Raw genomic sequence first — 9,029 nt, forward strand, 5'->3', positions numbered from 1 at the left:
CGGCTTTCTTAGCGATTTCCAGGACGCGAAGTTCCAAAGGAAGAAGCGTCCCTGCTTTTCGTCGCGGCATGCTGAAAGAATAGGAAGATACCTTCCTCAAGTCAATGCCCGGCCTGCCTGTTGATATCCTTTGTAATCCGCTTCGTCCTAACCCCTAAGCACAAGAAACATTGGCCTGCAACCGTGGCGGCGTCGGGTCAAGGATCCATAACAGGGACGGTAGTGGGGCCAGATTACTAACCTGCTTGTTGTGGCGGCGTGAGGGTGCTAGTTCCGGGCGTGGGTGGTGTTCGGTGGTATGTTTCGGCTCGTAGTCCGAGGTAGGTGCCGGTGATGATGAGTGCGGCCCCGATAATGCCGAGGAGTTGGAGTGATTCCTGTCCGATACTCAGCCCGATGAGGACGGCCCAAATGGGTTCGGTCCCCATAAGGAGGCTGGCCCGTGACGCTGAGGTCTGTTGGATGGCCCAGGTCTGCACGAGGAAAGCGAACACACTGCACGCGAGCCCGAGGTAAAGCACACCCATCCATTCGTCCGCGTCGAAGCTCCCCACCGCTTGGAGCACACCCTGGTAATCGGCGAGGGTGTAAACGATCGCGCAGACCGCGCTTTGGATGAGGGTCAGCGTCAATGCACTGTATCCACGCCCCCGGGTGAGGGCGGAGACCGCAGTGACGTGGACGGCGCGCACCAGCGCCGCAGCAAGGACGAGCATGTCCCCGAGGGTCGGGGCCACAAACCCGTCCCCGGAGACAAGCAGGCACACCCCCACAACGGCGACGATGCCGGCGACGAACACCATGCGCGGTAGTCGTACCCGGAAGGCGATGCTCTCGGTGATAGGGGTGAAAACGATGACGAGACTGATGATCAGTCCAGCGTTCGTGGCGCTGGTACCGGCAATCCCGTGAGTCTCGAAAATGAGCACAGCAGCCTGAGTGAGGCCCAGGATCACCCCAATGATTGTTTCATGGCGTGTGGTCCGGCGCCGGTTCCAGATTAGCCAAATCACTATCAGTGCCACGGCGGTGATGAGGAAGCGTAGGGAGAGGATCACCGTCACGCCGACGGTATCGGTGAGGGTCTTCGCCGCCAGGTAGCTGCTGCCCCATACGAGAGCGACCAAAAGCAGGAGTAGGTCCACCCTGCGCGCAGCAAGAAAAGCGACAAGGGTGGTTCGGTAGTTAGTCGACGGGGTTCGCGGTACGCGGGAAAGTAAAGAGGAAGGCACTCTGTAAGTCTGCTGGCGATGTACCGGTAAGACGAGAGGCGACTTAATCAACTATTGGTTTAGGGTTCGCTTATGGATCTTAACCAGTTACGGTTGCTTCGCGAGTTGGGTGAACGGGGCAGCCTCGCCGCTGTGGCGCGGTCCCTCCACGTGTCGGCGTCCGCCGTGTCGCAGCAGCTTACGGCGTTGCAGCGTAGGGTCGAGGTTCCCCTGACCGAACGTCGGGGACGGAACCTTGTCCTGACCGGTGCCGGTCAGGCGCTGGCATCAGCTGCGGTGGATATTAGTGTCGCTATGAGCTCTGCTGAGCAGGCCGTCAGTCGGTACGTGCAGGACCCTACCGCGACAGTGAGTATCTCCGCGTTCAACAGTGCGGGCCTGACATGGTTCGGTCCCCTCCTCCAAACCCTCTTCGGTGAAGGAAACCCGCGGCTGATCTTCCATGACCGGGACGTGGGACAGGACGACTTCCCTGCCCTGGCCGCCGACTATGATTTGGTCATCGCGCACCGCCTCGAGCACAGCAACCCCTGGCCGGAAACAATCACCGTCCTACCGTTGGTACGCGAACCCCTGGACATCGCCATGTCGGACCGTCACCGGCTCGCCAACGCCCCGAGCGTCGGCGTCGCAGACCTCCTCGATGCGGAATGGGTGTCCGTCCAGGACGGATTCCCGCTCGTCTCTGCCCTGCAAGCCATCGCCGTTCACGCGGGCAAACCCCTCAACGTCACACACCGAATCAATGAGTTTTTCATCGCGGCCGCCATCGTTTCCGCCGGTTCTGCCATCGCGCTCATGCCCCGCCACACCGCGTCCCCACCACAGGGCAGTGGGATCGTACTGAAACCGATCCACGATCTACCACTGGCCAGGCACGTCGACATCCTCTGCAGACCCGAAGCCCTCCACCGCACCGCCGTCCAAAAAGTCATCACCACACTCCAAGACAACACAGCCATCAATAGACAGCAGACACCGACCAACGAACGCTGAGGGATCCCTATCTGGTCATGCTGCGATCCCCGTGCTCCGAAGACGAATCGTCGTGTTTCCCCATGTCAGACGAGTGGGAGCAGTTTTGACGCTACGGGCGCGAACACCCACAGTAGAACCCATGGACAAATTTGCCGCTTCTTTCAGTAGTGGACTATTGCGGCTTCACTGGGCTCCCGGAACCTTTATTACCTACGAGATCGCTGTTCAGGCCGCTCGTGTATTGGAGAAGCTGGGTGGCGGTCAGACTCTGCCGCTTCTCGTCGACATTGCGGGCGTGACAGGGTTGGCCGCGGAGGCAAGAGCCGGCATGAATGCCTACCGGGGCTTTTCCTTCATCGCGCTCCTAGGAGATCACCCCGTGGGTACCGTTCTTGCAGCCTTCGCCCAGCAGTCATTGACTCCCACCGCGTATTTCACCGATGAAGAAAGCGCCCTGCGCTGGCTCGCTCAGCAGAACGGGCGCGAGTACCGGACAGCGTTAACAAGGAAACCTGACGTGTCCGAGCGGCCAGGACACACCGCCGAGCAAAGCCTTCCCGAGCACGGCCAATAAGGAGGAGTCGCGCACCCGCAAGGCGATCTCCCAACGCTCTTTTGAGAGTGTCGTCTTTAGTATTGCCCTATGAGCAGTAAGCCGCACACCGTCGATGCCGTCCGTACTGAGATCGTTTCCGCGATTGCCGAGGTTCGCGCCGCCGCTCGGTTGGGCCAGGATGAGCAGCGAGCTCATACCGCTGACTGGCTCGATGAGTTGTTCGCTGGCGTCGTTGATCGGCGTGGTCTCCGAGAAGCATCAGCACAGGGGCTCACCCTTTATCGCGGTGGCATGGGCTCATTCAGAGACGTGGGTTATGCAGCGGCAGGACACGCCGTTGACCGTCTTTACACCGCCTTGCGGCGCGGCCGGTCATGGTTCCTGCGTAACTCCTGACCGACATTCTGCCGAGCCGAGGTGTTGACGGAACGACGGCTGCACCCTAGGTTTGGCTTGGAAGCTTATCGAAAGTCGATAATAAATCGGGGTATTCATGAGGAACACAATCAGCAGCGAACCGCTGGCCAGGGGCGCAAAGCGGATCATGTCCAAGGGGGACGCAACAGTCATCATGGTTGCCTCGGCGGTGGCCGCAGTGGTCATGACCATCATTACTGTTGTCGGCGTCATCGGCTCCTTTACCGGGCCGGTGACCCTGACACTTCCCCTGTCCACCACTTCGCAGTCTCCGGCCGACCTCCGCCTGGGCGCAGTAGCGCACTACACCTCCGTCGAGGCGACCATCCCGTCGCTGCCTGGCGCTGAGGCGGCTCTGCTGGCCTGGGCCGACGCCCTGAACCATGTAGGAGTCCTGTCCGTCCTGGCACTGCTGTTCCTGCTCGCGCTCCGCCTGCGGACGGAAAACCTCTTCACCCGGGCGACGGCCGAAATCATCGGAGCCTGCGGCATTGTTTTGGCGGCCGCCGGTACCGTGGGGCAATACCTTGACCAGGCTGCACGGGGCCGGCTGGCCGAAATCATCGGGGCCAACCAGCGTGCAGTCGATGAGACCGTCATTTTTACCGGCCAGATAAACCTCACACCCCTGGTTGCCGGGGTGGCATTGTCACTCGTGGCCGCTGCCTTCCGTTACGGGCGCCGCCTGCAGGCCGACACCGAGGGCCTGGTGTGACGGCAGGAGTAGAAGCTTTCGGAATCCACTGCCGGCTCGATGAGCTCCTGGCGGCCAGAGGCATGACACTGACGGAGCTGAGCAAGCGCGTGGGCGTGAGCCTGGTGAACCTTTCGGTCCTCAAGAACGATCGGGCGAAGGCCATCCGATTCTCCACATTGACAGCAATCTGCAACGCCCTGGAGTGCGACGTGGGGGACCTTCTCGTCACCCAGAACTGAGCACCAGGCCCGCTCTACCGGGGGTCGGGTACCCGAACCCCGTTGGCTGCAACAAAAGCCTCGACACCAACGACATGTTCTTCCATCAACCCCTGGTCCGGCACTGGCTTCTGTAACAGGACCGGCATCTGATACCCGGCCGCCAGTCCTTGGCGTCGGGTCCGAGAACGTCATCAATCCACACGATCGAGTCCCATACCGCGTCACCGGTGGCCTCCATCCGCTCCGGCCACCGGTTCACCGACCGCAGCTTAGGCGTCGGTTCGGTCTCGTCGCCGGGCCGCACCAGCAGCGTCACCTGCAACGGTTCGACGTCGAGCTCGATCTGTTGCCCCAGCCCGGCCGTGACATCCGCCGGCCAACTCGACACCCACGCGATCCGGCCACACCTGGCCAGCCTTCGAACCAGGGCCTTCCTCCCGCAGGCCAACTTCAGCTCCGCACGACCACCGGGACCTGGACGGCTCTCCGGGTTGAGTACGCCGTCGATGTCCAGCAGGATGATCGGCTTCATAGCCCGACAATAGCTGTCCGCCCCGGCACAGCGGTAGGGGCAGCACCGCACCCCGTCTGTCCTCGCAGCTGCGACCTACACCGGGTAGTCCGGCGGCAGGGGTTCCAGCCCTGTTACACAGTCTAACGGCCCTGCGGATGATGAGCCGCTTGTCGACTGCGGCGCACATAGAGGCGACAAGTAGCCCTGCGAAGATGCGGCCACTTACTGTGCGATTCGCCCCCTCCCCGGAGCGGTTCCGGCCAGGGAAACCTGCGGGCGTTTGCCCACCGTCTATCGGGCCCGCTGCGCAGGAAGGGTCAGCCTGACTCTCCCGCTCGTATCTGCTATTTAGTTGACGATACTGTTGCGTCGTGACGAACAGCTATGACCAAAGCGATTTGAACATCTACGGTGCCGAGGATGACTTCGAGATGGACGCCATCCTCGATGCGCTGGACGAGGCGACTTCGTTGATAATGCTCGACTCCGCTGAGCCTGCGGGCAAGGATTGGAGTCGGCTCCTTGCGGCGCCGAGACGTGCTGCAAGTGGCCTGACCCGCGCGGATCTGCCGAATGAGCCGGGGGTTTACCTGTGGTCGCGTGGTGGGGTTCCGCAGTATGTCGGTACGGCGACGAGTCTGCAGAAGCGGCTCTCGACGCACCTTGGCGGAGGTGTGAGCCTTGCGGGATCTTCGTTGCGTCGGAATGTATGTGAGCTGCTGTTTCAGATCCCGCCCAATGTCACGGGCAATCCGAACCGGCAGAAGGTGACGACTGGGCAGGCGACAGCGATTCGGAGCTGGCTGCTGGGCTGTGATGTTTCCTGGCTCCGAGCGCGTACTGAGCGTGACGCTGCCGCGTTGGAGGCTCGGCTTCGGCATGTATTTCGGCCGCCGTTGAACCGGGTGTAGCCCTCAAGCTACGGACAACGAGGCCACCGTGGCCATTCGCGCCTATCGGGCGATACCGCATCCTACTAGTGGCCGCCGGAATGGACAGCTATGGATTGTTCGGTGATGAGCGGTGCTGCATTTCCTCTATCGCTGCCGACAGGAACGCAGCGTTGGACCCGGCGATATTCTCCGATACATACCAGTCCACATCCCACCGCTCTCTCGCCGAGATCTGGATGCGTGCCGTCTCATCGGTCAGCTCCCATCGGACACCTGACGTCGTAGCGCAAAGAACGTCGCCCAAGTACTTGGAAACCTCATCGCTCAAGGCCGAAGCTTCCGAATCGGGAAGGCTGACGAGCAGGTCTTCTATCCGGGCGATCCCCTCGTGATTGAGCTCAATTGGTTTCCCTTCGCGCGCGCATCTGTCCGACAGCTGACTGTAGCCCCCACGCTTAGTCACATAACGCAGCTGCTTCGAGACCTCCCCCATGGGGCGATACTGCGCTGAGTACGTCACAGCGCCCTCTCGTGTCCTATCCTCTTTCGGACCATTCATGCGCTGAACCTAACCTGTTCCCTTTCAAGGTGACGTCCCCGATCCGATCTCTGCGTTGCGGTCGTGATGGTCCTAGCCGTGCCCTCAGTCATGCCCGGTGGAGGATCGGCCTTCGGGCACTTATGCGCCCCGAGCGATCAAATTTACACATTATGGGAGACAGTGCAAACGTCTACTGCCGCTGCTAGGTAACAGAAGCGGCTGCGACGCCATCGCCGGGTCCATGCTCGACGAGCGGGCCTGACGTGCCGCTGATGCGGTTACCCTGCTCAGTCGTGGCGGCCATTACCAGCACACCAAACTCGAAGCCGGAATACCGCGTCCGCTTAAATAGACCGGCCTTCGGTTCAGCGTGCGCGCCGGGCCCGACTGCCGATACGAAGACATCGCTGGTCTCGTCACCACTGGCGATAAAGGTCACCCGGCGGTCGAATATCTCCGACTCGAAGCGGGCGCGTAGCTCAATGACGAATTCGCCGCCGACTTCCACATCAGGATGGAGAACACCCAAGTCGCCCAAGGTAACTTCGCCAGCGGGCTTCAGAGTCCCGTCGGCCTGGCGGACCAATATCGTCGCGCGCCCTTCCCGAACCTTGCCATCTTTCACCCATGAGACGTCATCACGCGGATAACACCCCAAGGTAACCTCGTTTACCTTCACAACACCCACTCCTTTCCTAGCTATAGGGCACAACGTTACGACGATGTTGAACGGGACTGCCCGGGTTTGGTTGATTCGTTCACCTAAGTCGCACGGTGACCGAAACGTCCGGAAGGGATCGACATACGTTCCTCCCCTTCGCAGGGGTAACCGTGAGGTTCTACTGGACGGCAACCGTTGTCCGCGGTGTTGTCGTCTGCTCAACTACGAAACGAGACCAAAAAGACAGCGCCTGACGCACCATAGGTTCGTCCATCTCCGGCGTCAGTGCGGGGGTTCCATGAAGCCGCCTGGAAGCCCTCGATGCTTAGGGCCGGGTAGTTCTCGAACTTGGTCTTTTCAACGTTCACGTCGCCTTCGCACACTAGCTCCCTTCCCCTTCGAGCTCAATCCTGAGCCCGTACGGAAGATCCGTCGCGCGCGTGAGTGAGAAGAGTGAATCGAAAGGCCGCCCGTACCGCCCATCAGGTAGGACCAGCCACGCCCGCTCATGCTTGGCTAAAAACCGCCTAACTACATGGGCTGGCGCATTTCGGCTCGTCCATGGGTTAGGGATCATGTGTCGATCCTATCGACGAGCTCCATACCTGCGCGGAGGTAGGCGCAGGGCGACAGCCCACTAAGTGCTGCCCGTATGCCGATTCTTTCTACGGGGCAAGTGAAGTCGCACTACCGGAATGCGTCTTCGAGAGGGCGATCAGACCTACCAGGAACAGGGTTTCGATTACCCAGGAGGATTGTCCTGCGTCGGCCAGCGCGATTCCGCGCCAGATGCTCCCATCAGCACGACCCTGAGTAAAGGTGCGAGCCCGAACGACACTGCTGATACCCAAGCAGCAGCTGGGCTGTCGCTGAAGGTGGTCACGAAGCGATAGTCGACATAGTCGGCGCTACCTGCCCCCCTGCCGGACAAAAGTTGGGCAGCGTCAGAGCGACAGTTCCAGCCGTGGCCGCAGCATCTTGGCCTTGGTTGCCGGATGACTCGGTAACCACGCTTACATACGAAGATGTCGACGACGGGCAATTACTGGGCAGATGCTCTGGGGACGGTTGGTGATTCGCGGCGGCGGCGAGGCTTACGGCCGCGCGGCGAGGATGAGCTCACGGGCCGCGACGGTGTCCCGGTGGTGACCTAGAGACGGCTCGTGCTCGTCGAGGTGCGCGACCACGCGTGCGGCCTGGTCGGTTAGGCCCCACTGCGCGAACAGTCGCGCATACGTCGGCCGATGGTTCGGCACCGGCACCCTGGTCGGGTCGCCGCCTACCCAGGCGGCGAGCTCAGCGCGGCCGCGCGTGACGCTCAGCACGGGCAGCACCTCGTCGTGCAGTACCCGGGTCAGCGCGTCCACGGTCGGGGTGACCCAGTGGTAGGCGGGCTGGCCGCAGTGCGCCGGCGCCACGCGGTCGGGGCTGGAAGGGACTTCGCGGCCGAAGCCGGGCACGTGCGTGCCGGACATCACCCAGACGCGTCCGGCGTAGCTGGTGCCGTCACCGGAGGTGCCCATCCCAGGCGCGACCGCGATGGATTGGACGAAGCCGTTGCTGCCTTCGCGGTAGAAGTACCGCGGTCCAGTCGCAGAATTCGCGAACCCGGCCTGCTCGAGCAGTGGCCGCACCGCGGTCGCCAGCTTGTCGACCGCCTCGGGCGACAGCACATCGGTGGGTGCCGGCTCCCGGGGGGATCGGTTCACCTCGACGACCGCGCGGATCACCGCCGCCTTCACGTCAGCAATCGCCAGCCGCGTACGCAGGTAGACCACTTCCCGGTCCTCGGCCAGGATCGCCTTGACGCCCGGCTGGTCGGCCAACGCCTGCTCCAGGCCGTCGTCGTACGGATCGCAGTAGCCGCTGATCTCGTCGTCGAGCCAGACCACCGTGTTGAAGCCGTCGATGTCGTCGGACTCGTGCACGTCAATCCACTCCGGCAGCTCCTCGATCCTCGGCACGACGTCGGGGTGCCGCGCGATCAGCAGTCCGCCAGCGGCTGCTGCGGCGATCGCCGCAGCGACCGGGTCGCTCGAGGTGACCGGTCGTCGACCACCCTTCTTGCTCAAACGCCAACGCATCATTCGCCCTCGCCCCCGCATCAGGTTCAATCTTGGTGAAGTACCATACCTGATGGTTCCGTCCGCCGTCGTGATCTGCAACAGCTCGACCCAGAGCCCATCACCGTCAGTGTTCCCCTCGGCATCCTTCAACGGACGTCATGCAAGCCTGATTGATGTTCTAGATGGGACTGTGGTCGACGGCCGGCAATTTGCTAGCCAGCTTGTTCGATCCGTGGTTAGGGAATGCTGGGCA

At 61.9% G+C, this 9,029-nt stretch carries 11 protein-coding genes; 6 read left to right on the top strand and 5 right to left on the bottom strand.

Annotated features, from left to right (window positions below; translation table 11 throughout):
• Positions 1 to 236 precede the first annotated feature (236 nt).
• Positions 237 to 1,145 (bottom strand): DMT family transporter, encoded by a 909-nt coding sequence (locus tag AC5RV1_RS20670; RefSeq protein ID WP_493995856.1) that lies wholly within the window; start codon positions 1,143 to 1,145, stop codon positions 237 to 239.
• 159 nt (positions 1,146 to 1,304) lie between these two features.
• On the opposite strand from AC5RV1_RS20670, the gene AC5RV1_RS20675 reads away from it, so the two are divergent.
• The 5 genes from AC5RV1_RS20675 (at position 1,305) to AC5RV1_RS20695 (ending at position 4,119) form a co-directional block, all read left to right on the top strand.
• A complete protein-coding gene (locus tag AC5RV1_RS20675) occupies positions 1,305 to 2,228 on the top strand; it encodes a LysR family transcriptional regulator (protein WP_493995857.1) in 924 nt (307 codons plus the stop codon).
• 121 nt (positions 2,229 to 2,349) lie between these two features.
• Positions 2,350 to 2,784 carry a DUF7793 family protein gene (locus tag AC5RV1_RS20680; RefSeq protein ID WP_493995858.1) on the top strand — a complete coding sequence of 145 codons (435 nt, stop codon included), beginning with the start codon at positions 2,350 to 2,352 and terminating at the stop codon, positions 2,782 to 2,784.
• Positions 2,785 to 2,853: 69 nt separating this feature from the next.
• Positions 2,854 to 3,162 (top strand): hypothetical protein, encoded by a 309-nt coding sequence (locus tag AC5RV1_RS20685; protein ID WP_493995859.1) that lies wholly within the window; start codon positions 2,854 to 2,856, stop codon positions 3,160 to 3,162.
• Positions 3,163 to 3,259: 97 nt separating this feature from the next.
• On the top strand, positions 3,260 to 3,898 hold the full coding sequence (locus tag AC5RV1_RS20690; protein ID WP_493995860.1) for a hypothetical protein: 639 nt from the start codon (positions 3,260 to 3,262) through the stop codon (positions 3,896 to 3,898).
• Positions 3,895 to 4,119, top strand: coding sequence for a helix-turn-helix domain-containing protein (locus AC5RV1_RS20695; RefSeq protein ID WP_493995861.1), 225 nt, complete (start codon positions 3,895 to 3,897; stop codon positions 4,117 to 4,119). The genes AC5RV1_RS20690 and AC5RV1_RS20695 overlap by 4 nt, the downstream gene beginning before the upstream one ends.
• An 85-nt stretch (positions 4,120 to 4,204) precedes the next feature.
• Here AC5RV1_RS20695 and AC5RV1_RS20700 read toward each other — a convergent pair whose 3' ends face one another.
• Complete coding sequence (locus AC5RV1_RS20700; RefSeq protein ID WP_493995862.1) at positions 4,205 to 4,633, bottom strand: HAD domain-containing protein; 429 nt, start codon at positions 4,631 to 4,633, stop codon at positions 4,205 to 4,207.
• Between the two features lie 353 nt (positions 4,634 to 4,986).
• Here AC5RV1_RS20700 and AC5RV1_RS20705 point away from each other — a divergent pair, with 353 nt between their 5' ends.
• Positions 4,987 to 5,526: a GIY-YIG nuclease family protein gene (locus AC5RV1_RS20705; protein ID WP_493995863.1), complete on the top strand. Its 540-nt coding sequence runs from the start codon at positions 4,987 to 4,989 to the stop codon at positions 5,524 to 5,526.
• 88 nt (positions 5,527 to 5,614) lie between these two features.
• Here the strand turns inward: AC5RV1_RS20705 and AC5RV1_RS20710 are convergent, their stop codons facing one another.
• The 3 genes from AC5RV1_RS20710 to AC5RV1_RS20720 form a co-directional block, all read right to left on the bottom strand.
• Positions 5,615 to 6,001 (bottom strand): hypothetical protein, encoded by a 387-nt coding sequence (locus AC5RV1_RS20710; RefSeq protein ID WP_493995864.1) that lies wholly within the window; start codon positions 5,999 to 6,001, stop codon positions 5,615 to 5,617.
• Between the two features lie 250 nt (positions 6,002 to 6,251).
• Entirely contained in the window at positions 6,252 to 6,728 is a 477-nt protein-coding gene (locus tag AC5RV1_RS20715; protein ID WP_493995865.1) for a hypothetical protein, read from the bottom strand.
• Positions 6,729 to 7,804: 1,076 nt separating this feature from the next.
• The gene (locus tag AC5RV1_RS20720) at positions 7,805 to 8,782 is read right to left on the bottom strand and encodes a hypothetical protein (RefSeq protein ID WP_493995866.1); all 978 of its coding nucleotides are present in this window, start codon (positions 8,780 to 8,782) and stop codon (positions 7,805 to 7,807) included.
• Positions 8,783 to 9,029: the final 247 nt, after the last annotated feature.

The organism is Arthrobacter sp. Hb9-2, assembly GCF_059091165.1.

Bases quoted from the DNA above. Each gene is read 5' to 3' on its own strand.
- AC5RV1_RS20710 (WP_493995864.1), bottom strand. From the start codon at position 6,001: ATGGGGGAGGTCTCGAAGCAGCTGCGTTATGTGACTAAGCGTGGGGGC.
- AC5RV1_RS20675 (WP_493995857.1), top strand. From the start codon at position 1,305: ATGGATCTTAACCAGTTACGGTTGCTTCGCGAGTTGGGTGAACGGGGC.
- AC5RV1_RS20685 (WP_493995859.1), top strand. From the start codon at position 2,854: ATGAGCAGTAAGCCGCACACCGTCGATGCCGTCCGTACTGAGATCGTT.
- AC5RV1_RS20700 (WP_493995862.1), bottom strand. From the start codon at position 4,633: ATGAAGCCGATCATCCTGCTGGACATCGACGGCGTACTCAACCCGGAG.
- AC5RV1_RS20680 (WP_493995858.1), top strand. From the start codon at position 2,350: ATGGACAAATTTGCCGCTTCTTTCAGTAGTGGACTATTGCGGCTTCAC.
- AC5RV1_RS20690 (WP_493995860.1), top strand. From the start codon at position 3,260: ATGAGGAACACAATCAGCAGCGAACCGCTGGCCAGGGGCGCAAAGCGG.